We start from the raw sequence: 25,966 nt of genomic DNA on the forward strand, positions 1-25,966 counted from the left end.
TGGACTTGCAACAAAAAAGTGGACAATTAGATAAGAGTCATGCTGCTATTTTTTGATTATACAATTCTATTTCAATTTCCTCTATAGTCTTATATCCCAAAGAGGAGTGTATTCTTCTTCTGTTATACCAGGTCTCTATCCATTGGAAGACAGATAGTTCGGCTTCTGACCTTAGGTTATAGCTATGTTCATAGACCCATTCTACCTTTAGGCTCTTAAAGAACGACTCAGCTACTGCATTGTCCCAACAATTACCTTTTCTGCTCATACTTTGTTTTATCGATCCATTATATCTTTTCAGTATATCTGTAAAAGTGGAACTGGCGTATTGAGACCCCCTATCGGAATGGAATATAAGTTCTTTTGTGATATTGTTCGATTTAATGGCCATATTCCATGCAGGGACTATAGTGTCGCCGGTACTTAAGGTTTGGCCCATCGACCATCCAACGACCTTCCGGTGGAACAGATCTATAATTACTGTTAAATACATCCAGCCTTGTTTGGTCTTTATATAGGTGATATCCGATACCCAAACCTGGTTCGGTCTATAGACGGTAAAATCCTGATCTAATATATTGGGTGCAACTGGATAGTTGTGCTTGCTGTGGGTCGTAGTTTGAAATTTACGCTTTCTTTTGGCAAACAGGTTATTTGCCCTCATTATCCTAGCTACCCTAGGTCTTGAGATGCAATATCCCCTTTTCCAGAGCTCCGCTTTGATCCTCGGTGCCCCGTAACTCCCAAAACTATCCTCATAAACATCTCGGATGGACTTGCAAAAAAAAAAGTGGACAATTAGATAAGAGTCATGCTGCTATTTTTTGATTATACAATTCTATTTCAATTTCCTCTATAGTCTTATATCCCAAAGAGGAGTGTATTCTTCTTCTGTTATACCAGGTCTCTATCCATTGGAAGACAGATAGTTCGGCTTCTGACCTTAGGTTATAGCTATGTTCATAGACCCATTCTACCTTTAGGCTCTTAAAGAACGACTCAGCTACTGCATTGTCCCAACAATTACCTTTTCTGCTCATACTTTGTTTTATCGATCCATTATATCTTTTCAGTATATCTGTAAAAGTGGAACTGGCGTATTGAGACCCCCTATCGGAATGGAATATAAGTTCTTTTGTGATATTGTTCGATTTAATGGCCATATTCCATGCAGGGACTATAGTGTCGCCGGTACTTAAGGTTTGGCCCATCGACCATCCAACGACCTTCCGGTGGAACAGATCTATAATTACTGTTAAATACATCCAGCCTTGTTTGGTCTTTATATAGGTGATATCCGATACCCAAACCTGGTTCGGTCTATAGACGGTAAAATCCTGATCTAATATATTGGGTGCAACTGGATAGTTGTGCTTGCTGTGGGTCGTAGTTTGAAATTTACGCTTTCTTTTGGCAAACAGGTTATTTGCCCTCATTATCCTAGCTACCCTAGGTCTTGAGATGCAATATCCCCTTTTCCAGAGCTCCGCTTTGATCCTCGGTGCCCCGTAACTCCCAAAACTATCCTCATAAACATCTCGGATGGTAGATGATATGGCCTCGTTCTCCATCACTCTTTTGGAAGGAACCCTGCCCAACCAATCGTAATACCCGCTTTTGCTTATCTTGAACATTTTGCACATCTTCCCGACTGGAAATTTAAATTTATGGTGTTTTATGAACCTATATTTTTCCTGTCGCTCTAGGAGAAGATGGCTATCGCCTTTTTTAAGATATCTCTTTCTAGTTCGGCATTCCTTAACTTCTTCTTCAATTCTGCAATTTCCCGTTGCTCGTCCGTTAATTTGGGGTTTCCCTTGCCCGGGAAACTGTTCCTGCCATAGGCATCCGATTCCCTGCGCCAACGGCTCAATACAGATGTAGGGATATCCAGTTCCCTGCAAATCTCGACAACGCTACCACGTGCGTAACTAAGTTCTACAGCTTTTTCCTTAAACTCTGCAGTGTAATTTCTTTTTTCTCTTGACATTTTTCAAAGTTAATTTTAATAACTAAAACGCTCTTAACTCTATGTCCGGTTAAATATAGTAAGTCCATAGTGAATACTTCTTCAAATACGGACTCAGAGAATAGTTGGCGCGTTCTATTTATAGTGCAATGCCAAGGCAGTTCCTCATCAATATCATATCTTATGAAATAAAAAATATCCAACCGCATTGAACAATGCGCGATGAGCTTAAGGTCACTAATTAAGTTCTCTAGATAACCAACTAAACAAAGCTTAAAGAACACTACCAGATCAATACTCTTTTGACCACTTTCAAAATAGTAATCCTTGGTCTGCTTATAAAGAAAATTTAAATTTAATACTCCTTTTAAACGCCTGTAGAAATTGTTCTTAGGTATACGTTCGCTCAACTGAAAATGGGAGAACGGCTTTTCTTGATAATCCTTTTTTCCCTGCATAACTAAAGTTAAGCAAAAACACTATTTTTAACAAGGTATAGGCTTGAGCAAAATGTATACGACGCGGAGAAACGCTACTTCGATTTCTTAGAAAATTATCCTGAAATAGCGAGAAGAATACCTCAATATTTAATTGCTTCGTACCTTGGTATTTCCGCTGAATTTTTGAGTAGAATCCGTAAAAAAACTTAATTGGATTGAACTAGGTCAATTTTTTACATTTTATTATTGATGAATTTTGCTTCATAATTTAAAAGTTAAAAATATGAACAAAGTTTTAATTATCAATGCTAGTGTCAGAGATGAGAAATCCTACAGCAGAAAATTGACCCAAATTTTTGTTGAAAACTGGAAAAATAGAAATCCACAGGACAAATTCACACATAGGGAAGTTGGTTTAATCCAAATTCCAACCATTGACAAAAAGTGGATTGCGAGTGCATTTATAAAACCACAGGACAGAACCAAGCAAAATCAATCTGGTGTAAAATTCAGCAATGAATTAGTGACAGAATTAATGGAGAATAATACGTATGTTATTGGAACGCCAATGTACAATTGGTCGATCCCAAGCGGATTAAAATCTTACATTGATCAAATTATGCGAATCAATGAAACTTGGAAATTTCGTTCTGGAGAACCGGATGGAGATTATGTAGGTCTGTTCAACAATAAAAAACTGTTTATATTATCAAGTAGGGGAGATACCGGTTACGGTGAAAATGAAAATAATGCTCATATGAATTTTTCAAACCACTTATTTGAAATTTATTTTTGAGATGATTGGAGTAAAAGACATCACAATAATCTCGCTTGACAATGAGGAGTTTGGATGGGAAATTTTCGAAAGGTCCAAACAAAAAATTTATCAAAAAATAAAATTAATTGAATAAAATAAGGGAGACAAAGGAAAATCTCACGCCCAAGTCTCTCGCAGGGACGTATCCAAATAAAAATCGATATAGGCAATGCTACTTTCGCATCATCAATGATAAGGCTTTTCAATAAATCCAATATTTAACAATAAAAAATCCAGTTTAAGGTACTGGATAAACCTTTAATGACATTAAGAAAAATAAGAATGCCGACTGGATTAGAACCTAAAAGGTGTTTTCCAAATCTAATTATTGATAATGTGCCCTTGTTCCGGCCTTGTCATTGGTGTTTAGTTTACTGCGCAACGAACGCATATCCGAAGATACCTTTTGCTCGATGACCCTGGCATAGATTTGCGTTGTAGAAAGTTTCGTATGACCAAGTAGTTTTGAAACTGTCTCAATGGGTACTCCATTGGAGAGTGTAACGGTAGTTGCAAAGGTATGTCTGGCAGCGTGAAACGTAAGCTTTTTATTGATTTTTAGGATTACCGCTATTTCCTTCAAATATTTATTGACTTTTTGATTGGAAAATACCGGAAGCAGTTGTTCCTGTTTATTTTCGGCATCTTGGTCATACTTTTTTATAATATCAAGTGCTTTATCCAATAGGGGAATTTTTACTGCTTCATCGTTCTTTTCCCTTTTTGTAAATATCCAATAATCCCCATCGATGCCCCTTACAATATGATCATAGCAAAGCAATTTTACATCGATATAGGATAATCCCGTATAACAGGCAAAAACAAATACATCCCTCGTTTTTCGGTGCATCTCTTTTGAAAGCTGACCGGATTGCAAAACTTCAAGTTCGGATTGGGATAAAAATGCCCTTTGATGTTTTGTGAACTTTAGCGAGAACCGTACAAATGGGTCTTTCTCGATCCATTCTAATCGAAGGGCGAGATTCATCATCTTTTTCAACCTCTCCAAATGTTTCATAACCCCGTTATTTTTTAGAGGTTGAGAGCGATTTATGGATTTACCGGTGCGGAGGAACTGTTCAAAGTCAATGATGAATCTATAGGATAATTGTTTGAGGAAGATATCATTGGTCTTTAGTTTGTTCTTCAAATACCGTTTGATATAGCGCTCCGTAGTGAAATAATTTTTCAACGTGCCGGGCTTTAGTACCGAAACCATATTCTTGTTGTGATAGGAAACCAGTTGAAGCAGCGTTTTGTGCTGTTCATCTTCGCCGAGATACCTCGCTTTGATGGCTTGGGCGGTAACGTATTTGGATTCGCCCAGAAGCTGTTTGTGGCATTCCAGTAAATCGGAGTAAACTTGGTCTAAATAGACGTTGAGGTCTTTCCCCTCGGAAGTTCTCGAATTTGCCCTCTTGGAACGGGTATCCCAATAGGTAACCGAAGTAGATCGTTTTAAACTGATCTCGGCACGTTTTCCATCGACCGTAATACGGGCATAAATGGGTGCCAAATCATCTTTTTTCTTGGCCATACTCAGCCAAAAATGAATAGTAAAAGTCTTGGAAGTCTGCATAAACTCTCGCTTTAAGTGAATAATCGATTTGTTTACGAAAGTCAAATCGTTGCGAAAGTCAAATTTATTGAATTACCAATGTAGTGAAAATTCTGGTAATAAATCAGGTAACCGAATAGGTAACCTTTGATTTGATAATAAAGCCAATCTTATGATTTCAAGAAAAATGAAAATCCCTGATTTTCATAAGATTAGCTATGTTTTGGTGTCTATTGACACCGTAATTGTCGGGGTGGCAGAGTTTGAACCCTACTACACAATGCTTTATATATCAATCAGTTACAGCTTTCAAGAAACAACTGTTATCCGATTTGTTGACGATACTTAAATGAACTCAAAGTAAATTGCTTTACTTTCTGACCCTACAAATATAAAATTTGTTAAATATTAAATCAACCCATTTAGTAACAAAATTTTATAATAACCCATGTACTTTATATATTATAATCAATACAATACTTTCTTCAGTGAAGCAACAAAACTTTCATGCTTCTCTGGATTGCCATTTTTTAGTTTTGTAAGGTTCTGTAGTTTCCATTGGACGGCAGGAAACCGTTCAAAATCATAAATATCCCAATTGGGTGTTCCTTCTCCAAAACTCAATAAGAACTCCTTGTCTTTGTCTGTTAGATTTTGATGGATTGTTTTTATCAATTCCCCTCTGGTCTTTTCAAAATCTTCATAGGTAAAGGGTTCCTCACTCATACCTTCAAATTGATTGACCAAGGTTTCTCTTTGGTCGATAAAATTGGGATGCAACATTTCGTGAAGGGGGCGATTACTGCACAAAAGGAACAATATGAAACCTTTTTTGATTTCTTCGGTAAATCCTTCATTTTCCAACAGATATTTTACATCGAACAAATCCCTAGGATGCTGACGGTCCAATGCAGCACAGATTTTTCCACCATACAACTGACCTAAAGGAACCACAGGTATGGCACAAAAAGCATCAAATTCCTCTTGGGTCTTTTCGCATAGTGGTAGCGTTACTGTATCATCCATAATTCCTCTGTTGATTTGGTTCACTTCCAATTTTATCTGTGCGTTTACGGTCGTGATTTGAAGCTTCAATGTTTCCTCTTTAAGGGTAATTGTAGCTTCCAGCAGAATTTTTTCGAGTTTAGTTTTTATCTGGCCAAGACTTTCAATAATGTTCTTAAAAGATGTCTTTCTGTCCTCAATGGGAATGTAGGTCAAATCGATGTCCACAGATAATCTGGGCATATCCCGTACAAACAGATTGATGGCCGTACCTCCATGCAATGCGAAAACTGGTTCTTTTGCCACTTCCGGCAACACTTGTAACAATAGGGAAACCTGTTGCTTATAGTTACTCATAATTCTCCAATGCTTTAGGGACAGTAATTTGATATTTGGATATATAAACACCATCCTTTACCAAGGAGCGCTTTCCTTTTCCAAGATCTATATTTTCCAAACTCATATATTTAAACCAATCGTGTCCGGCTTTTTCTGCCATGTATAGGAATAATCGTTTTACCTTTATTGAATTGCATGCCTCCAAAAGTTCACGTACCTGGTTTGGCCTAAGGTTGTTTAACCCCTCCATGATTTCATAACACTCGACCAATTCTTGTTTTTTTGGCGTTAGGTAGAGGCATTCCATCAAAGCCCTCGCCGGGTTGGACACCAACAAATTAAAAGCTCCCTGTTCTATAGCTTGCATCCCTATATTGGGTGGAAGAAAGGAGGAACTAAAGTAATTTACTTTTACCTCCCAATCGTATTTTGAAAACCAAGCGGGCAATTTTTCTTCGCTACCCCCGAATAACGTTACTTGTTTTGTGGATAGCTCCAAATAATGGGCCTTTCCTATTAAGGATAAGGCTGTTTTACCTCCTGGATGTATATTCAGGTCAGCTTGTTCTTGCAATGCAAACAATGCTCCCTGATAAGTAGGCATATCACCCACTCTCATCCAAGCTCCAGGACCTACGGAATATATCCAATTGCTCTTTTTATATCGATTAAGCAATTGTGTGGAGAACCCATTTTCCGTTAACCATGAGCTTAAATAGACAACTCCCGGAGGCTGTAAATTAAGAAGGTGGTTTATTTTTTGTTCTTTTTCCAAACTAATAGTTTCTGTTTTTAACTTTTTTTAAACCACACAAAGTTATCGTAGTTTATTTTTTTTCAAATATACAAACTATTAGTTTGTGATTTTATATTTTTATAAACTTTAATATTCAACAAAATTCAGCTATATTTAAACCAACTTTAACACAACCATTATTCGGCACAATTAATTTTATTTTTTGGATAATTTGAAAGTGCTTTACCTATTTTGAGAACTTTTGAGTTAGAAGAAATAAAAAGAATTCTTGAACACGCACCTAGTGTCAAGATTTTAAAATCCCGAAATCGGGAATTAATACTGCTGTTTCTACTATCGACTTTCCCAGATACCGGCAAAAGCCATTCTTACGATTTTATTCATACCAAACTTGCAGACCACCTTGAAAGTATTGAACTGGAAGAAGATGAGGAAAACGACCTTCAATTTGCAGATACGTATGAGGTAAAAGCCAAAAAACTCATTAAACGATGGACACAACTGGGTTTCTTGACCAGTTTTAGAAATGAGAGTGGCACACCGCATTATCAGCTTACCAATCACACCACTAAAACCCTTATTTGGTTGGAAAGTCTTAAGAAAAAAGAGTTTGTAGGAACCGAATCAAAATTCAAGGAAGTCTTTAATCAGCTCAAAGAACTTGTTGAATGGACCAATGACGATGTTGAAAAACGTATCGAAATCCTTGAAGTGAAAAAGCGTGAACTTGAGAATGAAATCAACGAGTTAAAAATTAGCGGTAAGGTAGATACCTATCAGGAATATGAAATTATTCCAAGGTTTCAGAATATCAATGATACTGCAAAAGAATTACTTTCAGATTTCAAAGAAGTTGAAATCAACTTCAAAGAAATTTCAAAAGAAATTTATCTTAAGCATACCGATTCAGACCTGTCCAAAAAAGAAGTACTGTCATTTACATTTGATGCCATTGACAAGCTCAAAAAAAGCCATCAGGGAAAAAGTTTCTATGCGTTTTGGCAATTCCTCATAGACAGAGGCCTAAAAACCGAGTGGAACAGTTTAATAGATGAATTGTTAAGCAAGCTAAAGGAAAAGGAAATCGAGGTCGATGATGACTTTCTCATAGGTATAAAAAACAATCTTTTTGAGACTGGCCAGCACGTCTATAGGGCAAATGATAAAATGGCTGAAAAAATCAGTCAAATCATTAGGGAGAGCGACTCTTTACAAAGAGAAAGCCTCAAAAGACTTTTGGCGGAAATAAAGAACCTGTTAATACAAACCAGTAGGGTTTCAAAATCACCAGATATATCCATAGAACTAGAAAATGAACCGGAAATCAATCTGGATTTTGATAAGAAGCTCACGCTAGAAAAGAAGAAAGATAGAACATACAGCCAACGACCGCTGGTCGTCCCGAAAGACATTGAACAATCTTCGCAGTTTGAGAAAATAGCTGCAAAACGAAAAATTAGTAAAAAGGTTTTGAATGCGAATATCCTTCGAACCCTTGAAGAGAAAGGACAGGCTTCTTTGGCCGAAATTATTGATGACAATGGTGGCGTTACCCAAGGACTGCCCGAAGTGTTTGGATATTTCAGCATTCTGAAAAACTTCAAGCATACCTTCAATAGTGATAAAGAAACACAAATCCTGTTCGATGGTACAGCGAATAAAATAATAAGAATTCCAGAAATAATAATCACAAAATGAACAGTTTGAGTTCCAATCTAAAAGAATATTCCTTGGCAATTGTACGATTGTTAAAGGGCACGATAAATAGTGACGACAAGGTTTGGGACGACGTGCTGTTGTATAGAAAACCCATTCAAGAATATGTTAATGTAATAGGGTTAGAGCTCATCATTAAGGAAAATGATGGCTATGCTTTTTTAAAACAATTTCCCATTGATGATGATGACAATACCATAGGATTGGTCTCACGAAAACAACTAGGTTTTGAAACCTCTGTACTCTTGGTGGTATTACGACAGATTTTGGAAGATTTTGAAACAAACCCATTGGATTTCACCGGGTCGGAAAAATTTATTGATAATGAGGAATTAATCAACCAGATAGAACTTTTTCTTCCCGAAAAATACGATAAGGTTGGCTATTTAAAGAAGCTTGAAGATTACATCAAGCGGATAGAAAAACTGGGGTACATAAAAAGAGTGGATTCCGATGACCCCAATACCCGATACCGAATCCATAAAATCATTAAAGAAAAAGTGAACATAGATGCACTAGAAGAATTTAAAAACAAATTGAATGAATATGTTGAGTCTATTTAGTACACGGTCAGATACCTCTGGATTTAGGCTCAACTATCTTGAGGTCTATAATTGGGGAACATTTGATGACGAAATTATAAGGATTGAGCCTAAAGGAAATAATTCACTACTTACAGGTGCCAACGGTTCCGGTAAGACAACTTTTATAGATGCGCTATTGACTCTTTTGGTACCACAGAAAAAGGACAGGTTTTACAATCAGTCATCAGGCTCAGAGAAGAAAGGCGACCGTACCGAGGAAAGCTATGTATTGGGTGCGTATGGTACAATATTGAAAGAAGGTGCCAGTAGCGCAACAGCCCAACGGCTACGGAATAAAGACACTTATTCTATATTATTGGCTTCCTTTGGGAACGAAGACCAAAAAACGGTAACCCTCTTTCAATTAAGATGGTTCTCAGGCAACGAGATGAGACGTAGTTATGGTATAGCCCACATACCCTTGACCATTGAGAATCACTTTCCAAAATTTGATGACAAAAACCTTTGGAAACATCGGTTAGAGCAAGAGTTCAATAGCAATACCCAGAAAAAAAGAGTTGAATTTTTTGACGATTACCCTACTCGTTATGCAAAGCGTTTGATAGCTGTATTGGGGATGAAATCATTAAAGGCTCTGAAGCTCTTTAATCAAACTGTTGGTATTAAGGTATTAGAGGATTTGGATGGCTTTATCAGGATTAATATGCTTGAGGATAAAAAGCCTGAAGCAACTTATGTTGAACTTCGAAATAGTTTCGTAACTCTTAGTAGCGCCAAAAACAAAATCGATAAAACGCAAGAGCAACTCAATCAGCTTGAGCCCATCAATAATCTAGCTGAAAAGCTTAAAGAAAAAACTAGCAGAAAGGAAAAACTAATCCATTCCAGAGATCTTGCAGTACTATGGTTTTCCAAAAAAGGAAAAGAGCTTTTTGATACCGAGAAAGAGAATTTGGAAGGCGAAAAGGAAAAAGTTGAGACTCAATTAAAGGAACTTGATGCCCAGGAAGAAACGCTTAGTGAAGATTTGAACGAGGTAAATAATCAAATAAAAAATGATGAAGTAAGTGCCCAAATCGATAAGCTTACCAAGAATGTAAAAGAATTGGAAGTCAAAAAGTCGCAACGGCAAACCAGGCTGGATTTGTACAATGCTTTCGCTAGAAAATTAACCCTCGAAGAAAACCCGACAGAAAGTGATTTTGATGAAAACAGAAACAATGCTATCAAAAGAGCTAAAGAAACAGATGATGAACGAACTCAAAAAATCGAAGGAAAAACAGCTGTTGAAATTAACATAGCAGAAAACAAAAAGGCAATTGACTCAATTGTTGATACGATAGAAACGCTTCGTAAAAACGATAACAACATTTCTGGCCGAGTGGCATCCATTAGGGAAGACATCTTAACTGTAACTGGTGCTTCAAAAAAGGAAATTCCTTTTGTTGGTGAACTCATTATGGTGAAAGACGAGCAATTAAAATGGCAATCTTCTATTGAAAAGGTGCTACATTCATTTGCCCTTCGATTGATTGTTCCCGAGAAATATTACAAAAAAGTAAATACCTATGTAAACGACACGAATTTACGTGGTAAAATCACATATCTGCGCCATACCGATTCCTTGTTGAGTGGTTTCAACACACCATTCCAAGATGATGATAAATTGATCGGTAAATTGGAATTTAAGAAAGATTCTCCCTATTCAGACTTCATCGAAGACAATATAGTATCGCGTTACAATTATCTGTGCGTTGAGGACTTGAACACTTTCGCGAAAGCTGAAAAAGCAATTACCATCAACGGGCTTATCAAAAGAGGGAAGGGAAACCACGAGAAAGATGATAGAGCTAAAATTAATTCTAGAAATAACTATGTTTTGGGATGGGATAACAAGGTCAAGATAAATGCACTAAAGGATAACTACACTAAACTTCGGGAAAATGGCGACAAACTTTTAGAAGACAAAAAACAACTAGATGCTGGTATAAGTACACTCGCAGATTTGAATAAAAATTACAATACATTTTTAACGAGTTTTGAGGATTACGACCTTATAAATTGGAAGAAGTATGCGCTGGAAATACAAGAGTTGAACGACATAATCAAAGAACTGGAAGAGGGAAACGATACCGCCAAAACTTTAAGAAAGCGGAAAAAAAGTCTGGAAGACAAGATTGCTGAAAATAAGGCGGAAAAGAAACCCAAATCTGAAAGGATATTCAATATCAATAGGATATTGGGTGAAATTCAAGGGGAACTTAAAACCTTTGAATCTCAACTCAAAATACTATCTGAGAACAATATTGATATATCAGATTTTGATGCCGAAAATCCATTGTTGAGCAATTTGTCCTATCAGAATTTCAAGCAGGTACGGTCAACATTTCAAGAGGATAACCAGAGTAATTTAAAGAAGGTTGAAGAATCAATTTATAAGACCAGAGATAAGCTTACACCGAGAATATCAAAATTCAAGAACCCAGATATGGATACCCTTGAACGATTTCCTGATTGGGGCTCAGATGTTAGCGAACTGACGAGCAATCTTGACCATCTTTACCAATACCAAGACCTTTACAAAAAACTCAAAGAAGATGATTTGCCAAGCTTTCAGGCCAAGTTTGATACCTACTTAGAGGATACTATTATCGATAAGGTAGGTGCTTTTAATTTTTTCTTTGAAAAATGGATTGAAGAAATCAAGAATACCATAAAGACCCTTAATGCGTCCTTACAAGCCATAGACTTTGAAGTTGCACCTAGAAGCACATACATTCAATTGTCAGAGCGAATGGCTCTGTCCGAGCAAGCTGACGATTTCAGAAAACTGCTTCACGAAGCCTTACCTGACGTTGCGCAAATAACAACTACCGAATCTAAAAGAATTCATTTTGAAAGCTACATAGCACCTTTAATCGAACAACTCGATAATGAAAAGTGGCGTAAACAGGCTCTTGATGTTAGGTATTGGTTTCAATATAGAGCAGAAGAATTTGTTAGGGAAGACGACCAGAAAATTGCCACATTTGAAAGTATGAGCCATAGGTCTGGTGGTCAAAAAGCCCAACTTACCTATACCATCTTGGGTGCGGCGATTGCCTACCAATTCAATCTGACTTCGCAGGGGTTAGAAGCCAATTCATTTAGGTTCGTGGCCATTGATGAAGCATTCAAGGCTCAGGACCAAGACAAATCAGAATATTTGTTGAAGTTATGCGAACAACTTCACTTACAGGTGTTGGTAGTGACCCCAAGTGATAATATAGAGATAGTTGAACCTTATATTTCCTTTGTGCATTTTACGGAAATTGAAAATGGCAAAAAGAGTTCGTTATACGATATGCCAATCGAGCAGTTTCAAAAGGAAAGCGAAAAATACTTAATGACCAGTTGATATCATCTTCAGAAATAAAGAAAAAAGCACTTAGAGCATACGCTTCATTTTTGTCCTCTCTGGTCAATCAAGAAGAGCTTTTTCCTATGGAAATTAGAGGGAATAAATCGCCAGGAAAGTCGCTTGAGGTTTACAGGAAGGAAATGGATGATTTATTAAGCGATTCAAATGACGACAACAAATACGGCTACACTATCGAGTGTGTAAAGACCAAAACCCGTTTTATAGGTTCACAGAGTTTGCCTAAACGAATTTACTTCGAAAATGAGCTTGACTACGTTGGCTATCTGGGAAAGATTAACGAGGTCAAGACCTTCAAACGATTAAAGGATGAAACGTTAAGCCTCTATCCAGAGCTCAAAAGTTGGCTCTGTGCCAACCCTCTGAAATTGGTTGCCATGATAGAACATTGGCAAGATATCCTAAAAGTGGTCGGCTATTTTAAATCCAATCCCAAACCAGACCTTTACATTCGGGAACTTCCAATAAAAGTTCACACCAAATTTATAGAACTGAACAAATCACTACTTCGGGAATTGTTGGATATAATACTTGCCCAATCTCTAAATTTTGACGAACACAATCACTTTGAGACACGATTCCACCTAAAATACAGCGAACCTTTGGTGCGTTTCCGCTTGCTTGATAGCCAAATAACACAGCAGTATTTTTCAGGGTTAGAAGATATTTCGATAAGACTAAGTGATTTTTCGAAAATTGAGTTACCAATAAAAAAAGTCTTAATTGTAGAAAATCTTATGAATTTACTCACTATTCCTGAAATGAAAAGTACCCTGTCGATTTTTGGTAAAGGCTTTAAAGTACTATCGCTAAAGAATATCGAGTGGTTAAAAAGCTGCCAAATTTGGTATTGGGGTGATTTGGATGCCCAAGGCTTTGAAATTCTTTCAGGCTTTAGAGGGCACTATCCTCAAACGAAGAGCTTAATGATGGATAAAGCCACATTTGATAAATATTATGAAGATGACTTAGAGACTAAATCGAAAGTCGCATCGCTTCCAAATCTGACTGAAGATGAGTACCAAATGCATCAAATGCTATTTAAAAATAAATGGAGATTGGAACAAGAAAAAATCCCAATAGACTATGCTCTACTAAAGCTAAAACCATTAACCGAACAAACATAACAACCAATGTATATATCAAATGTTTCCATAGTCAATTACAAAAGTTTTAGGAATGCCAAATTTTCGTTCAAGGAAGGCATCAATACTATCATAGGCGAAAATGGGTCTGGAAAAACTAATCTGTTTCGAGCCATCCGCTTGCTTTTGGATGATAACTTATTGCGAATGTCTTATAAGTTGGATGAAAGTGACTTCAATAGGCATTTGGGTGCTTGGAAAGGCCATTGGATAATCATCAGCATTGAGTTCAGCAATCTATCGCCCGATGAAGAAATTCAGGCATTGTTCGTACATGGCACGGGTGATGTGACTGAAGAACCTCTGACCAAGGCAACCTATACACTTCTGTTTAGACCAAAGCCAGATATTCGTATAAGACTTTCAGAATTAGCGGATGGCGATACAGTTGGTTTAGAGGCAATCCTAGATAGTTTATCCATAGATGATTATGAAACAAAATTTACAGGAAAGAGTACGGTGGATTTTAATGACGAGAATGTCTACAAGGATATTGTTGGCGATTTTGAAAATGTAAAGTTTCCTTTTCCAGATGACACATCCAAAATAGGTATCTTGATACCACATCAACTATCAATTTCGAGAGAGGTTTCCTTTACGTTTATTAAAGCATTAAGAGATGTGGTTTCAGACTTTCATAACAACAGGACGAACCCACTTTTGACTTTATTGAAAGCCAAAAGTGAGGATATTGATGAAGATGAATATGCAAACATTTCAAATCAAGTATCTGAATTAAATGAATCAATTGAGCAGTTGCAAGATGTCTTGGATGTTACTGACAATATTTCCCAAACGATTAAGGAAACTGTAGGTGAAACCTACTCACCTTCTTCGCTTAGTATTAAATCGAGTTTATCGGATGAAGCCAACAAACTTCTGCAATCTTTAAAACTGTTTATCGGGGAACCCGGTGAAGATTACGAAGGTGGTATCCACGAGTTGAGTCTTGGTGGCGCCAACCTCATTTATTTGACTTTAAAGCTATTGGAATTCAAGTATCAAAAGGCCAATGAAACCTTTGCGAACTTTTTGTTAATAGAAGAACCCGAAGCGCATATCCATACTCATATTCAAAAATCGCTGTTTGATAAACTGAACTATGGAGATACACAAATAATCTATTCGACACATTCCACTCAGATTTCAGAGGTAAGCAATCTATCAAACATCAATGTGCTCAGTAAAAAAGAAAATTATGCCGTTGCCTACCAACCTGCAAATGGTCTAGATGAACCAAGAATTATTAAGTTGGAACGCTACCTAGACGCCATACGGACAAACCTACTATTTGCCAAAGGTGTCATTTTGGTTGAAGGCGATGCCGAAGAAATTTTAATACCATCGTTGATAAAAAAAGTCCTTGGATTTAGTTTGGATGAGATTGGCGTGAGCATCATAAATATCAGAAGTACAGGTTTCGAGAATATAGCTGATATTTTTCACGACGACAGAATACAACGTAATTGCGCTATCCTAACAGATTTGGATACATCGATTGCAGATGTTGCCATTCAAGATGGGGATTCCGATGCGATAAAAAAATACAAAACCAAGTGTTACAACTCTGAGAAGAAAGGTAAAGAACGGCAAGAAAAAATAGCAGAATATATTAACGACAATAGATGGATTGAGGCTTTTTATGCACACCACACATTTGAGGTGGACTTTGCTATGTTGAATCAACCCGAAGTTGTGACAGGTATCGTTGAGCAGGTATATTCTGACCCAGATACCATCGACTTGGCCAAAGAGCAATTAGCATCTGATGAGGTGGCCATTGTTGGCAAAAGAATATTGACTATGGCAAAACAAGAAGGTAAAGGATGGTTTGCCATTCTGTTGGGAAGCAGTATTGACCATAATACAAAAATCCCAAACTATATTTTAAACGCGATACGTTTTGCGACACCTAAAATGAACCGAGAGATTATAGCAGGAATTTTTAATCATAGAATTAAAACACATTTAAAAGATGCCAATGGTTTTAATTTTAATGATTTAGAAATCAATTTGAGACGTTATCGAAATAATGAGATAGAGCTTCCAGAAATTCTAGATGAATTTGAGGCCTTAGTTCTGGATGATAGAGGTTTGGATTTTTTAAGACTATTGTAAAAATGTTTGTTTGGACCGATAAAGAACTAAATGAAGAGCAGAGTGCCGTTGTAAGGGACAATGACAACATTTTATTGGTGGCTTGTCCTGGAAGTGGTAAAACACGAACGCTTACCTATAAGGTAGCGAATGAACTTTCCAAATTAGATTCCCACAAAAAGTTTGTCATAGCTATTACCTACACCAATCGTGCAGCTAACGAAATAAAAGAAAGAATTGAATTGTTAGGTGTTCCAACCGACCAATTATGGATAGGTACTATCCATTCCTTTTGCAATGAATGGATTCTCAAACCGTATTCTTCACTTTTAGAAAAGCTCAAATTTGGATACCGAATTATGGATGCCAATGAGTCTGAAAACTTACTGAATGATATATGTGCTGCTTACCAAAAACCAAGAATTTCCAGTTGGGATTGTGGTCATTATGCAAGCATCAATGGTATTGTTCAAGTGACTAATTCGGGTTATAAGTATGATAATGTTAGCGCTGCATTACAAAGCTATTTTACATATCTAAATGAGCATAACTTCATTAGTTATGAACTGATTCTGTTATATGCCCATAAACTTCTTGAAGAAAACCCTATTATTTCGAATACGCTGTCCAAACTATTTGAAATCATTTTGGTTGATGAATACCAAGACACTAAAGAAATTCAGTACCACATCATTTCCAAAATATGGAATTCGGCGCAAGGAAATACAAGGGCATTGATTGTCGGTGATCCGAATCAAACAATTTATGGTGGTCTTGGTGGTTATCCTATTAAAAAAGAAGAGCTCGAAGCACTTTCTGGCCTCGAATTTAAAAGATTAGAACTTGAACAAAATTACCGTAGTTCTGTATCCATTGTTAACTATTTTGACAATTACAAGACCATAGAAAATAGTGTTGTGGCATCAGGAAATGAAAAAGATTATGTTAGTGTCATATCATTTAATAATCAAGTTCACGTAGATAATTTAGTAAAAGAAATGAGCAGATTACTCAGGTACAATATTGAAGAACTTGGTATTGACCCAAATGAAATCTGTATTCTTGGACCTCAATGGATTCATTTGGCATCTATTTCACGAAGTTTAATGATAGAATTGCCAGAATATAGTTTTAATGGCCCAGGGATGGCACCTTTTTCAAGGGATTTGGATAACTTTTGGTATAAACTTTCTCGCATTGTACTAACCGAAGCTTCGCCAAATATGTATTTGAGACGTTTGCGTTGGGCAAGTGAAGTTCTTAGAGACTTAGAAGATTCGGGATATAATGTCGATTCAATCAATCATAAACTTATTTTGAGAATTTGCAATGGGATTTATATCGAAGAATCTAATGGCTTACTCTATCTAGAGTCTTTTTTTGTATCATTCTTGGAAGAATTAGGAATTGACCTAAGTACAAATGTCTCATTAACTGAAAGTTTCACTTCTTTTTTTGATAGTTCAAAAAAACGCATCGAGAGAATAAAAAATGATGGTAACGACTTCATTGAGCATATAGACAGCTTCAAAAAAGTTTTCCAACAAAAGGAAGGTACTACGATTTCCACTATCCACGGTGTAAAAGGTGCGGAATTCGATACGGTTATAGCGTTTGGCCTACTTGAAGGTTATGTGCCTCATTTTATGGATGCTAATGGTGTTGAGTCTGCAAAAAGACTACTCTACGTAATTGGGTCAAGAGCTAGAAAGAATCTTCATTTAATTTCTGAAACAGGAAGAAAAAATAGGCAAAATCAACTCTATTATCCCACAAACGTCCTATCCCAAGTAGTTCATCAGTACGATGAGATTTAAAAGTTTTTGAATTCTAATATAGTTTAATAACTATAGAAGTTACCTAATCAATACTCTGCTAGGGTAAAATCGAAAAACATCCCCTCAAAAGGATATATATAATTATTTGGAAAATAGTAATTGAGAGCTATCAAGACTCAATTAACATCAATGAATAAATTAGTGTTTTCATAATACCCGCTCAGCACATTCCCCTACGTTCCACGGCTCCCCGCAAAAGTGCGAATAGCCACTCCATTTCGGAAAAAGAGCTTCACTAAAAAAGCCTTGAACACCATCCCCGTTTTTGGCTTTACATTCCACTACCCTTTCCCGTATGACTGGGAAGGGATGTTTCAATCCCGAGCCAAAAAGAGAATGGAGTCCGCTTATCAACGGAAAGCCACCGTCTCGGTTTTCCTAACGTGATTTTCGGCAAGAACTTCTTTGGCCCTTGCTCGAAATCCCTAAAAACCAAACTGCTGCCTTACACATTTTAAGGGGTTTATAATGGATAAAGCCTTTGTCGTTTTTCGGGGCATCGAAAAACGGGCACAGTATAACCAATTCTATTCCAAACCCCATCCCCTTCACTCGCTTAACTATCTGTACGCTCCCTTGTGTACGGCTTTGGAAGAATTGCTAATACTCTTATGGAACTTGTCAAGACCATAGCTGGTTTCAGCGAAAAATAAGGTTTCTACTTCCTTGAATCCGCCGAAAAGGCGGATTGCTACGTCGCAGACACTCCTGATTTGTTCCCCGAAAGTCTTGACAAAACCCACTTTATCCATTGGTGCCATGCACGTAAGAAATCAAACAAACACCCCTTAAAATTTAATCACGATTGAATGGAAAAGGGAATTATTAATCTTTTAAATATTTAGTTATGAGCAGTATTAAAAATCATGTACAGCTGATCGGGAACGTTGGGCAGGAACCGACCATTACGAACCTTGAAAGCGGCAAAAAAGTAGCCCGTCTGTCATTGGCGACCAATGAGAACTACAAAAACGGCAAGGGAGAAAAACAGACCGATACCAATTGGCACACCGTTGTCGCTTGGGGCAAGGTTGCCGACATCATCGAAAAATATGCCGAAAAAGGCAAGGAAATCGGTATCGTGGGCAAGTTAAAGACCCGAACCTACACTATGGACGATGGTAACCAACGCTATGTTACCGAAGTGGTAGCCGATGAAATCCTGTTAATGGGCAACAAGTAAAAAAGTAAAGAGGGTGTTACCGTCGAAAGCTGCACCCTCTTTTTCATTATCAATCTTAATTAGAATAACAATGAGAAACAAAGTTAACGAAATACAGATACGGTACCGAGAAAAAATAAGCGTCTCGAAATCACCACAAATGAATAATTCCGAGAATGTGGCAAAATTGCTATACGAAAATTGGGACAAGGACACTATCGGGTTGCACGAAACCTTTAAGGTACTCTTGCTTAACAACTCCAACAAGGTCAAGGGTATTTATCCATTATCCACAGGTGGTATTACGGGCACTATAGTCGATTTACGGCTATTGTTCGCCATCGCACTGAAAACCCTGTCCGTTGGCATCATACTCACCCATAACCATCCATCGGGGCAGTTGAAGGCATCCAAAGCGGACATTGACCTTACCGAAAAAATCAAGAAAGCGGCACGGCTTTTCGACATTCGGGTACTCGACCATTTAATCATTACGCCAAATGGTGACTATTACAGTTTTACCGATAATGGACTGGTTTAAAATCCCGCATCATGGAAAACAAGGAAAAGACGGCATTTGAAATATGGTTGGAAAATGGGCAGGACTTGGGGGATTACCCCGATGGTTTCAATCCCGATTTGTACGACCTATAATATTTTGAAAAATGGTACATCTAAATTATAACAATCTCGATGACGAAACCCAACAACGGTTGCTATCAATGTCAAAAAAGGACATTGAAAAGCGGTTTGGGGAACAATTAAGGAACTACGCCAGGGAACACTTTGAAAATTACCAAACCCTGTTGGAAGAGGAAGCGATACGAAATCTATACAATTACAAGTATATTTTTAGAATCTAAAATGTTAAATAACACCAAACAAGCCCATTTATTATGATGGGCTTTTTTTATGTCCAATACCCTAAATTCCATATCTTTATAGAGTTGGAACTGAATATATTTCCAACGGTCATCACCCCTTTTTGATTTGACTTTCCTTGATGACCATACCCATTATAAAAGCAATTTGAACGGAACGCAGTTTCCGTAAATCGGCAACCGATTTTTAATCGGGTTGTTCGGAAAATTTTGGTCCCTGCGGGACGAAATTTGGAGAAGCAAGAGGGTAACACGCATAGCGGTGTTATAATTATTTGTTTGCTCATAAAGCATTGTTAATCAATATCTTAAAAACATACAAGTATTTGATTAGCAAGGCCTTTTACAGTAAATGCGGCCAGATCGCCCGAAAACAGGGAATTTTTTACTGTAAAAAACCACTGGGATGAACCCGTAAAGAATTTAAAGGAAAATAATTCGGAGACAGGACAAATCTCGAATACTTAAATCTCGATTATCTAGTAAAAATGGGAGATACCTATCAAAAATATCGCTTTTCGGCCATCAGCATCAAAAAGAAAACGGCCGTGCGCTTTCGGACATTTTCCCGTCTGGTGTCGGATTCCCATACCCGTACCCTAGAGATCGTGATGGACTTTTTTGAACGGAACGACCTTTCTCCAAACGATGACCTAGGAATCCGAAATAATCGTACCAACAAACGTATCAATGCCGTGATTGCCATCCTGAAGAACATCGAAAAGCAACAGACCCTGCCCACCAAGGTCATGTTGAATACCCTGTTCCAGGAAATGTCACAAGTGGAAGACCAAGAAAAGGAAGAAAGCTTTGATTTCGGAACGCCGGAACCTTTTAGCAGGGACAGGGAACTGGAGCATTACCAAAACCGCTATGTGGAAATGCGGCAAGAACTCGGGCAGTATAAAAACCGTGTTCAGAATGTAATGGAACAAATGACCTATGTAAAAGGAACATTTGGCAAAGGGCATTTTAAGCTGGATATGGGCAAGGATGAATTTGAAAAACTCAAAAAAGAATTATAGGATGTACATTACCATCACGGCACAAAAAACTGATGGCAACTATGCCCAAAGTTCAGCAGACTTCGTTTCCTATCTGGAAAAGGAAAACGAGGGCAAGACCGTAGAAGAAATGAAACACTTCTTCAATCAATTTGGGGAAGAAATATCCACGGAAGAGGTCATCAGGGAAATAGACGGGAATACGGCCAAGCTCAAAAAGACCGAGCCCAAGTTCTATTCCATCACCCTGAACCCAAGTGCCAGAGAACTGAAAGCCATACAGGATTCCCCCGAAGCGCTCAAAAACTATACACGGGAAGCCATGAAGGAGTACGCCAAAGCTTTTAACAGGGAAATAGACGGAAGGCCAATCAATGTGGATGATATTAAATACTATGCCAAGGTAGAACGGCAACGCACGTTCAAGGGAACAGACAAGGAAATCCGGGAAAACCAACCCTATGCCACACGGATATTGGAATTAAGGAAAGAGATACGTGGCATCGAGGCCGGACAACAATCGGGCAATATCCGTAAACTGAACAAAGAAATCCAAAAACTGGAGGCAAAGGCCCCACACCGATTGAACGGCAAACGTATCGTTCGGGGAATGGCCAAACCAGGACCACAGAGCCATGTACATATCATCGTCAGCCGTAGAGATGCCTCTAACCGGCATGGTCTTTCCCCGGGGAGCAAGCACAAAGCCTCCGAAGTGGAAATGCACGGCAAGTCCGTAAAACGGGGCTTTGATAGGGACACTTTTTTTAAAAATTCGGAAAAGACATTTGATACCTTGTTCAAATATCGGCGCAATTATGTGGAGACCTATACCGCCCGTAAGACCTTTTTAAAAGACCCCAAACTATATTTTTCTATGATAACCAAATTACCGACCAACGAAAAGGCCGTAGCTTTTAAACTACTTCAAAAATCCGGGGTGAACACCACATTGTTGAGTATCCCTACGAACAAGCTCCAGCTCACCATAAAGGCCATCAACCAACTGAAAAAGGGAATCGGCAAGGCTATTGAATCAGGCTCCATCGGGATATGAACTGGCAATGGGAACATATCGCCCTGTATATCGTTGTACCTATTTTGTTTGCTGGAACTGTACTCTATGGTTTGTTCTTTGCAGAATGGAAAAAACCAATGGATAAAAAGTATCAGGTACATTTTAAATTGAAATATGGGAAGTTTAAAATAGACAACATCAAAAGAGGTGTGTCTATTATAGGTTCTGCAGGTAGTGGTAAAACAGAAAGCGTTATCTATAATTTATTGCAGCATTTTAGCAAACATCAATTTTGCGGTATTCTTCATGACTATAAAGATTTTGAATTGACGGAAATAGCCTATCCTTTATTTAAGGAGAATGGGGTGAAATTCTACACCATTGCTTTTGACCAGATCCACTATCGGGTGAATCCCATAGCACCGAGATATTTACCTAATGAGGAAAGCGTGCATGAAGTTTCAAAAGTCTTGATTGAAAATCTTCTGGGATTAGATGAGTCAAGTACAAACAGTACTTCTAAATTTTTCAATGATGCTGTGGAAGGCTTGTTGGGTGGAATGATATGGAAGTTAAAAACGAGCTATCCCCAATTTTGCACCCTGCCCCACATCATCGCTCTGTTCCAATCGCTCAGCACCAAAAAACTGGTTGCCTTCCTGAAATCGGATTTGACTTCCCAAAGTATGGCAAGTGCTTTTTTAAATGGTATCGAATCGGAAAAACAGACCGCCGGAGTAAAAAGCACTCTGGCCAATGCCTTTAAAAAAATCAGTTCACAAAAACTGTTCATGGCACTGTCAAAAGATGAAGTGCCTCTTAATGTCAATAATGAAAAAAATCCTGCGGTACTTTCCATAGTGAACCACCCTAAATATGAATCCGCATATTCGCCTATTATTGCCGCAATCATTCATACAGTAATTAAACAAATGAGCATCAGGGGGCAGAAATCCTCATTTTTGATGATGGAAGAAGCACCTACTATAAAGTTGCTCAATATGCACCGTATTCCGGCTACACTTCGAAGCTATGATATTGCTACCATTTATGTAATGCAGGATAAGATCCAGAACGATATGCTCTATGGTGAAAAAGCGAGTAAGGCCATTTTGAGCAACCTATCTTATCAATTCTTTGGTAAGGTCAATGACCCGGATACTGCAAAATATTATGAACGATTTTTTGAAATTATCAAAACGCCGACCAAAAGCATAAGTAAAAGCAGTGGGTTGAGTTTTGAGAGTCGAATCACCAAAGGCGAAAGAGAGGTATCCAAACGGAGGGCAGACGCTTTCTTTAGATTGAAACAAGAAGAATTTAACTTTCCATATTGCTCGTCATACATTCGCAACTACAATAACGTTAAGTAATGGAGTGCCCATTGAAACTGTTTCAAAACTTTTAGGTCATACCAAAATTGCAACTACTCAAATATATGCGAAAGTCATTGAACGAAAAGTAAGTGATGATATGAAGTTGCTTAATGACAGACTAAAAGAAACTTCAAAAATGACGAAATATTCCTAAAACCATTTTATCTATCATAAGGAATTAAATGCTTCTTTATATCAAGTAAATTTTCTCGTATATAAATCATAAAATTTCAAATTAGTTGAGATTTTTTGTAGTTGTTTAAATTAATTTATTTAATTTTGACCAATCGTTCATTTTTAAATATGAGTCCAAGAACCGAAAAACAATTAAAAGAACACAAAAAGGCACAAAAAGAAAAAATTCTTCAAGGTGCCTTGAAATTATTTGCAACTAAAGGATATTTCAATACATCTGTTAGTGATATTGCTAATAAGTTAAAAATCTCAAAAGGTTTATTATACAATTACTTTGATAATAAAGAACGATTATTAAATGAGGCTGTTGATTTTGCCTTAAAGGAAGCATCAGAATTAAATCTGTCTGAAGATGATTTAAAAAATTTAAGCCCTGAAGATATATTTAAGGCAGTAGTTGAGGGGTATTTTAAGTTGCTTGAAGAAAAGAAAGAGCTTTGGAGTCTTATAGTGTCTTTGGCCATACATGTAGGGTCTATACCGTCAGTTCATAAAACAATTTCATCCGTATATGAAGAACTTACCAAACAATTGGGTGAGCTCTTTACCATGATAGGTCACCATGATCCTGAAAATGAAGCTGTCAAGCTAGGGGCGTTAATGGATGGCATTGGTATTCAATATATGATTTTCGGTGAATCATATCCTTTAAACACGATTAAAGAAAACATTATAAAAGATTATATAAATTCTAAAAAAAATTAGCTATGAAATACAAGTTACTATTATTGTTAATGGTTGTTTCTAACTTCTCTTTTAGTCAAAATGCTGATGAGATTGTTAAAAATGCTGATGATAAATTTAGGGGGAAATCGTCCTATTCAGAGATCACCATCAATATCAATAGACCAAAGTGGTCCAAAGAAATGAAAATGAAAGGTTGGTCAAAAGGTTCAGATTATTCAGTTTTAGTAATAACCAGTCCAGCAAAAGAAAGGGGTACTGTTTTCCTCATGCGAGAAAAAGAGGTTTGGAATTACCTGCCAACAATTGAAAGAACAGTAAAGTTTCCGCCTTCAATGATGTTGCAGAATTGGATGGGCACCGATTTAACAAATGACGATTTAGTAAAACAATCCTCATTGGTGACAGATTATGATAAAAAAATTATTGGTGAAGAAGAAAAGGAAGGTTACATGTGCTGGAAAATTGAGTTGACCCCAAAGCCTAATGCCGCTGTTGTTTGGGGAAAAATAATCATTTGGATAGATGAAAAAGAATACATGCAGATGCAGACAGATTTTTATGATGAAGATATGTTTTTGGTCAATCAAATGATAGGATCGGACGTAAAAACATTTGATAGCAAGTTACTTCCTTCAAAACTAACTGTTGTGCCGGTCGATAAACCGGGACAATCTACGGTAATTAGTTATAGTCAGTGGAAGTTTGGTATCGATATACCTGATGAATACTTTACCACCAATTACATGAAACGCATCCATTAATTATTAATTAGTAAACAATGATTCTAAAAATTGCCTGGAGAAACATTTGGCGTAATAAAAAAAGGAGTCTAATTACTGTAGCCTCTATACTCATAGCAATATTCCTTTCCTTAATCATGCGTTCTATGCAGTTGGGTACTTATAAGGGTATGATAGACAATGTGGTAGGTTCTTATACAGGATATATACAGCTACATCATAAAGGATATTGGGATAATCGATCAATAGATAATTCAATAATTGTAACTAGTAACTTAATTAATCAATTGTCAAACACAGAAGGTGTTGAAACGATTTTACCAAGATTGGAAAATTATGGTTTATTGTCCTTTGGCGACCTTACTAAAGTAATTAGTCTCAATGGGGTTGATTTTAAGAAGGAACAAAAATTACAGGATATAAATTCAAAATTGATAACAGGTTTCCTTCCTCAAAACCCAAAGGATATTATTATAGGAAAAGGAGTAGCCTCTTATTTTAAAGTAGAAACCAATGATACTTTGGTTTTTGTAGGACAGGGATACCATGGAATGTTGGCTGCTGATAAATTTCATATTTCTGGAATTATAGACTTGAAAAACCCTGCCTTGAATAAAGTTACGGCTATGATGTCCTTGGAAGATGCCCAAAATCTTTTTAGTGCATCTGGCATTGTTACAAGTCTTGTGGTAGATAAAAATGACAATGTCCAACTTAAGTCGTTGCAAAAAGCAATCTCAAGCAAGTTGGACAGTAACTATGAAGTAATGAACTGGCAACAAATGATGCCTGAATTGCAACAAACCATTTTAGCAGATAGTGTTGGTGGATTGTTGATGATAGCTATCCTGTACATGATTCTCATCTTTGGAATTTTTGGCACCGTACTAATGATGACACAAGAAAGAAAATATGAATTTGGTGTGCTCGTCTCTATTGGGATGAAAAAAGGCAAGTTAATGTTTATGGTGTTTATAGAAACCATTATACTATCATTGTTGGGAGTAATTATGGGTGTTCTTCTTGCGTATCCAATCATGTTGTGGAAACACTACGACCCTTTGGTACTACCTGGTACACAAGCCGAAATGATGGAGAACTTCGGGTTTAATGCAGAAATTCCATTTTACATACAACCTGACCTGCCCTTGGTGCATGCTTCACTAATTTTCATAATAGCCTTGTTGGTATCTCTATATCCTATCTTAATTATTAAAAAACTGAATCCTCTGCATGCTATGAGAGGTTAACTTTTTAAA

The 25,966-nt window shown here is 37.2% G+C and carries 24 protein-coding genes and 2 pseudogenes; 18 read left to right on the forward strand and 8 right to left on the reverse strand.

Annotated features, from left to right (window positions below; all coding sequences use genetic code 11):
• Nucleotides 1-37: 37 nt before the first annotated feature.
• From AACZ88_RS21030 to AACZ88_RS21045, 4 genes and pseudogenes are all read right to left on the reverse strand, one after another.
• Nucleotides 38-772: pseudogene (locus tag AACZ88_RS21030) on the reverse strand (IS3 family transposase); the annotation flags it as partial.
• Nucleotides 773-809: 37 nt separating this feature from the next.
• Nucleotides 810-1,805, reverse strand: a complete 996-nt coding sequence (locus tag AACZ88_RS21035; RefSeq protein ID WP_244178407.1) for an IS3 family transposase — start codon at nt 1,803-1,805, stop codon at nt 810-812.
• Nucleotides 1,703-1,990, reverse strand: a complete 288-nt coding sequence (locus AACZ88_RS21040; RefSeq protein WP_239986604.1) for a transposase — start codon at nt 1,988-1,990, stop codon at nt 1,703-1,705. Before AACZ88_RS21040 ends, AACZ88_RS21035 begins: the two co-directional genes overlap by 103 nt.
• Nucleotides 1,939-2,427, reverse strand: coding sequence for a transposase (locus AACZ88_RS21045; protein ID WP_339714891.1), 489 nt, complete (start codon nt 2,425-2,427; stop codon nt 1,939-1,941). Before AACZ88_RS21045 ends, AACZ88_RS21040 begins: the two co-directional genes overlap by 52 nt.
• 265 nt (nt 2,428-2,692) lie before the next feature.
• On the opposite strand from AACZ88_RS21045, the gene AACZ88_RS21050 reads away from it, so the two are divergent.
• A complete protein-coding gene (locus tag AACZ88_RS21050) occupies nt 2,693-3,205 on the forward strand; it encodes an NAD(P)H-dependent oxidoreductase (RefSeq protein WP_208630734.1) in 513 nt (170 codons plus the stop codon).
• 346 nt (nt 3,206-3,551) lie between these two features.
• Here AACZ88_RS21050 and AACZ88_RS21055 read toward each other — a convergent pair whose 3' ends face one another.
• Nucleotides 3,552-4,805 (reverse strand): site-specific integrase, encoded by a 1,254-nt coding sequence (locus tag AACZ88_RS21055; protein WP_339714898.1) that lies wholly within the window; start codon nt 4,803-4,805, stop codon nt 3,552-3,554.
• A 151-nt stretch (nt 4,806-4,956) separates the two neighbouring features.
• Here AACZ88_RS21055 and AACZ88_RS21060 point away from each other — a divergent pair, with 151 nt between their 5' ends.
• Complete coding sequence (locus tag AACZ88_RS21060) at nt 4,957-5,133, forward strand: hypothetical protein (protein WP_339714901.1); 177 nt, start codon at nt 4,957-4,959, stop codon at nt 5,131-5,133.
• A gap of 119 nt (nt 5,134-5,252) precedes the next feature.
• Here AACZ88_RS21060 and AACZ88_RS21065 read toward each other — a convergent pair whose 3' ends face one another.
• Both AACZ88_RS21065 and AACZ88_RS21070 read right to left on the reverse strand, forming a co-directional pair.
• On the reverse strand, nt 5,253-6,146 hold the full coding sequence (locus AACZ88_RS21065; protein ID WP_225604105.1) for a nucleotidyl transferase AbiEii/AbiGii toxin family protein: 894 nt from the start codon (nt 6,144-6,146) through the stop codon (nt 5,253-5,255).
• Nucleotides 6,139-6,903 carry a type IV toxin-antitoxin system AbiEi family antitoxin gene (locus AACZ88_RS21070; protein WP_225604104.1) on the reverse strand — a complete coding sequence of 255 codons (765 nt, stop codon included), beginning with the start codon at nt 6,901-6,903 and terminating at the stop codon, nt 6,139-6,141. Before AACZ88_RS21070 ends, AACZ88_RS21065 begins: the two co-directional genes overlap by 8 nt.
• 213 nt (nt 6,904-7,116) lie before the next feature.
• Between AACZ88_RS21070 and AACZ88_RS21075 the strand changes: the two genes are divergently transcribed.
• The 6 genes from AACZ88_RS21075 to AACZ88_RS21100 are packed head-to-tail and all read left to right on the forward strand — an operon-like array spanning nt 7,117 to nt 17,623.
• A complete protein-coding gene (locus AACZ88_RS21075; RefSeq protein WP_225604103.1) occupies nt 7,117-8,583 on the forward strand; it encodes a DUF3375 domain-containing protein in 1,467 nt (488 codons plus the stop codon).
• Complete coding sequence (locus tag AACZ88_RS21080) at nt 8,580-9,164, forward strand: DUF4194 domain-containing protein (RefSeq protein WP_225604102.1); 585 nt, start codon at nt 8,580-8,582, stop codon at nt 9,162-9,164. The genes AACZ88_RS21075 and AACZ88_RS21080 overlap by 4 nt, the downstream gene beginning before the upstream one ends.
• On the forward strand, nt 9,142-12,543 hold the full coding sequence (locus AACZ88_RS21085) for an ATP-binding protein (RefSeq protein WP_339714913.1): 3,402 nt from the start codon (nt 9,142-9,144) through the stop codon (nt 12,541-12,543). The genes AACZ88_RS21080 and AACZ88_RS21085 overlap by 23 nt, the downstream gene beginning before the upstream one ends.
• A complete protein-coding gene (locus AACZ88_RS21090; protein WP_225604100.1) occupies nt 12,540-13,691 on the forward strand; it encodes a Wadjet anti-phage system protein JetD domain-containing protein in 1,152 nt (383 codons plus the stop codon). The genes AACZ88_RS21085 and AACZ88_RS21090 overlap by 4 nt, the downstream gene beginning before the upstream one ends.
• A gap of 6 nt (nt 13,692-13,697) precedes the next feature.
• Entirely contained in the window at nt 13,698-15,827 is a 2,130-nt protein-coding gene (locus tag AACZ88_RS21095; protein ID WP_225604099.1) for an AAA family ATPase, read from the forward strand.
• Between the two features lie 2 nt (nt 15,828-15,829).
• The gene (locus AACZ88_RS21100) at nt 15,830-17,623 is read left to right on the forward strand and encodes an ATP-dependent helicase (RefSeq protein ID WP_225604098.1); all 1,794 of its coding nucleotides are present in this window, start codon (nt 15,830-15,832) and stop codon (nt 17,621-17,623) included.
• Nucleotides 17,624-18,204: 581 nt separating this feature from the next.
• Here AACZ88_RS21100 and AACZ88_RS21105 read toward each other — a convergent pair.
• Nucleotides 18,205-18,405, reverse strand: a complete 201-nt coding sequence (locus AACZ88_RS21105; protein WP_225604097.1) for a hypothetical protein — start codon at nt 18,403-18,405, stop codon at nt 18,205-18,207.
• Nucleotides 18,406-18,491: 86 nt separating this feature from the next.
• On the opposite strand from AACZ88_RS21105, the gene ssb reads away from it, so the two are divergent.
• From ssb to AACZ88_RS21155, 10 genes and pseudogenes are all read left to right on the forward strand, one after another.
• Nucleotides 18,492-18,827 carry a single-stranded DNA-binding protein gene (gene ssb / locus AACZ88_RS21110; RefSeq protein ID WP_225604096.1) on the forward strand — a complete coding sequence of 112 codons (336 nt, stop codon included), beginning with the start codon at nt 18,492-18,494 and terminating at the stop codon, nt 18,825-18,827.
• A gap of 70 nt (nt 18,828-18,897) precedes the next feature.
• Nucleotides 18,898-19,347 (forward strand): JAB domain-containing protein, encoded by a 450-nt coding sequence (locus AACZ88_RS21115; protein ID WP_225604095.1) that lies wholly within the window; start codon nt 18,898-18,900, stop codon nt 19,345-19,347.
• Nucleotides 19,348-19,471: 124 nt separating this feature from the next.
• Nucleotides 19,472-19,669 (forward strand): hypothetical protein, encoded by a 198-nt coding sequence (locus tag AACZ88_RS21120; protein ID WP_225604094.1) that lies wholly within the window; start codon nt 19,472-19,474, stop codon nt 19,667-19,669.
• Between the two features lie 506 nt (nt 19,670-20,175).
• Nucleotides 20,176-20,712 carry a BfmA/BtgA family mobilization protein gene (locus AACZ88_RS21125; RefSeq protein WP_094998145.1) on the forward strand — a complete coding sequence of 179 codons (537 nt, stop codon included), beginning with the start codon at nt 20,176-20,178 and terminating at the stop codon, nt 20,710-20,712.
• 1 nt (nt 20,713) lies between these two features.
• Complete coding sequence (gene mobB / locus AACZ88_RS21130) at nt 20,714-21,748, forward strand: MobB family relaxase (RefSeq protein WP_094999274.1); 1,035 nt, start codon at nt 20,714-20,716, stop codon at nt 21,746-21,748.
• The gene (locus AACZ88_RS21135; RefSeq protein ID WP_339714931.1) at nt 21,745-23,082 is read left to right on the forward strand and encodes a type IV secretion system DNA-binding domain-containing protein; all 1,338 of its coding nucleotides are present in this window, start codon (nt 21,745-21,747) and stop codon (nt 23,080-23,082) included. Before mobB ends, AACZ88_RS21135 begins: the two co-directional genes overlap by 4 nt.
• Nucleotides 23,021-23,239 (forward strand): annotated as a pseudogene (locus AACZ88_RS21140) (tyrosine-type recombinase/integrase); the annotation flags it as partial. The gene AACZ88_RS21135 and the pseudogene AACZ88_RS21140, both read left to right, overlap by 62 nt.
• A gap of 149 nt (nt 23,240-23,388) precedes the next feature.
• Complete coding sequence (locus tag AACZ88_RS21145; protein WP_339714933.1) at nt 23,389-23,985, forward strand: TetR/AcrR family transcriptional regulator; 597 nt, start codon at nt 23,389-23,391, stop codon at nt 23,983-23,985.
• 2 nt (nt 23,986-23,987) lie between these two features.
• Nucleotides 23,988-24,728: an outer membrane lipoprotein-sorting protein gene (locus tag AACZ88_RS21150; protein WP_225604091.1), complete on the forward strand. Its 741-nt coding sequence runs from the start codon at nt 23,988-23,990 to the stop codon at nt 24,726-24,728.
• A gap of 17 nt (nt 24,729-24,745) precedes the next feature.
• Nucleotides 24,746-25,957 carry an FtsX-like permease family protein gene (locus AACZ88_RS21155; RefSeq protein ID WP_225604090.1) on the forward strand — a complete coding sequence of 404 codons (1,212 nt, stop codon included), beginning with the start codon at nt 24,746-24,748 and terminating at the stop codon, nt 25,955-25,957.
• Nucleotides 25,958-25,966: the final 9 nt, after the last annotated feature.

Source organism: uncultured Kriegella sp. (assembly GCF_963975415.1).
Lineage (GTDB): Bacteria > Bacteroidota > Bacteroidia > Flavobacteriales > Flavobacteriaceae > Kriegella.

Bases quoted from the DNA above. Each gene is read 5' to 3' on its own strand.
- AACZ88_RS21145 (WP_339714933.1), top strand. From the start codon at position 23,389: ATGAGTCCAAGAACCGAAAAACAATTAAAAGAACACAAAAAGGCACAA.
- AACZ88_RS21105 (WP_225604097.1), bottom strand. From the start codon at position 18,405: ATGGCACCAATGGATAAAGTGGGTTTTGTCAAGACTTTCGGGGAACAA.
- AACZ88_RS21125 (WP_094998145.1), top strand. From the start codon at position 20,176: ATGGGAGATACCTATCAAAAATATCGCTTTTCGGCCATCAGCATCAAA.
- AACZ88_RS21080 (WP_225604102.1), top strand. From the start codon at position 8,580: ATGAACAGTTTGAGTTCCAATCTAAAAGAATATTCCTTGGCAATTGTA.
- AACZ88_RS21045 (WP_339714891.1), bottom strand. From the start codon at position 2,427: ATGCAGGGAAAAAAGGATTATCAAGAAAAGCCGTTCTCCCATTTTCAG.
- AACZ88_RS21065 (WP_225604105.1), bottom strand. From the start codon at position 6,146: ATGAGTAACTATAAGCAACAGGTTTCCCTATTGTTACAAGTGTTGCCG.
- AACZ88_RS21100 (WP_225604098.1), top strand. From the start codon at position 15,830: ATGTTTGTTTGGACCGATAAAGAACTAAATGAAGAGCAGAGTGCCGTT.
- mobB (WP_094999274.1), top strand. From the start codon at position 20,714: ATGTACATTACCATCACGGCACAAAAAACTGATGGCAACTATGCCCAA.
- AACZ88_RS21050 (WP_208630734.1), top strand. From the start codon at position 2,693: ATGAACAAAGTTTTAATTATCAATGCTAGTGTCAGAGATGAGAAATCC.
- AACZ88_RS21085 (WP_339714913.1), top strand. From the start codon at position 9,142: ATGAATATGTTGAGTCTATTTAGTACACGGTCAGATACCTCTGGATTT.
- ssb (WP_225604096.1), top strand. From the start codon at position 18,492: ATGAGCAGTATTAAAAATCATGTACAGCTGATCGGGAACGTTGGGCAG.
- AACZ88_RS21115 (WP_225604095.1), top strand. From the start codon at position 18,898: ATGAGAAACAAAGTTAACGAAATACAGATACGGTACCGAGAAAAAATA.
- AACZ88_RS21155 (WP_225604090.1), top strand. From the start codon at position 24,746: ATGATTCTAAAAATTGCCTGGAGAAACATTTGGCGTAATAAAAAAAGG.
- AACZ88_RS21095 (WP_225604099.1), top strand. From the start codon at position 13,698: ATGTATATATCAAATGTTTCCATAGTCAATTACAAAAGTTTTAGGAAT.
- AACZ88_RS21135 (WP_339714931.1), top strand. From the start codon at position 21,745: ATGAACTGGCAATGGGAACATATCGCCCTGTATATCGTTGTACCTATT.
- AACZ88_RS21150 (WP_225604091.1), top strand. From the start codon at position 23,988: ATGAAATACAAGTTACTATTATTGTTAATGGTTGTTTCTAACTTCTCT.
- AACZ88_RS21120 (WP_225604094.1), top strand. From the start codon at position 19,472: ATGGTACATCTAAATTATAACAATCTCGATGACGAAACCCAACAACGG.
- AACZ88_RS21055 (WP_339714898.1), bottom strand. From the start codon at position 4,805: ATGCAGACTTCCAAGACTTTTACTATTCATTTTTGGCTGAGTATGGCC.
- AACZ88_RS21060 (WP_339714901.1), top strand. From the start codon at position 4,957: ATGATTTCAAGAAAAATGAAAATCCCTGATTTTCATAAGATTAGCTAT.
- AACZ88_RS21040 (WP_239986604.1), bottom strand. From the start codon at position 1,990: ATGTCAAGAGAAAAAAGAAATTACACTGCAGAGTTTAAGGAAAAAGCT.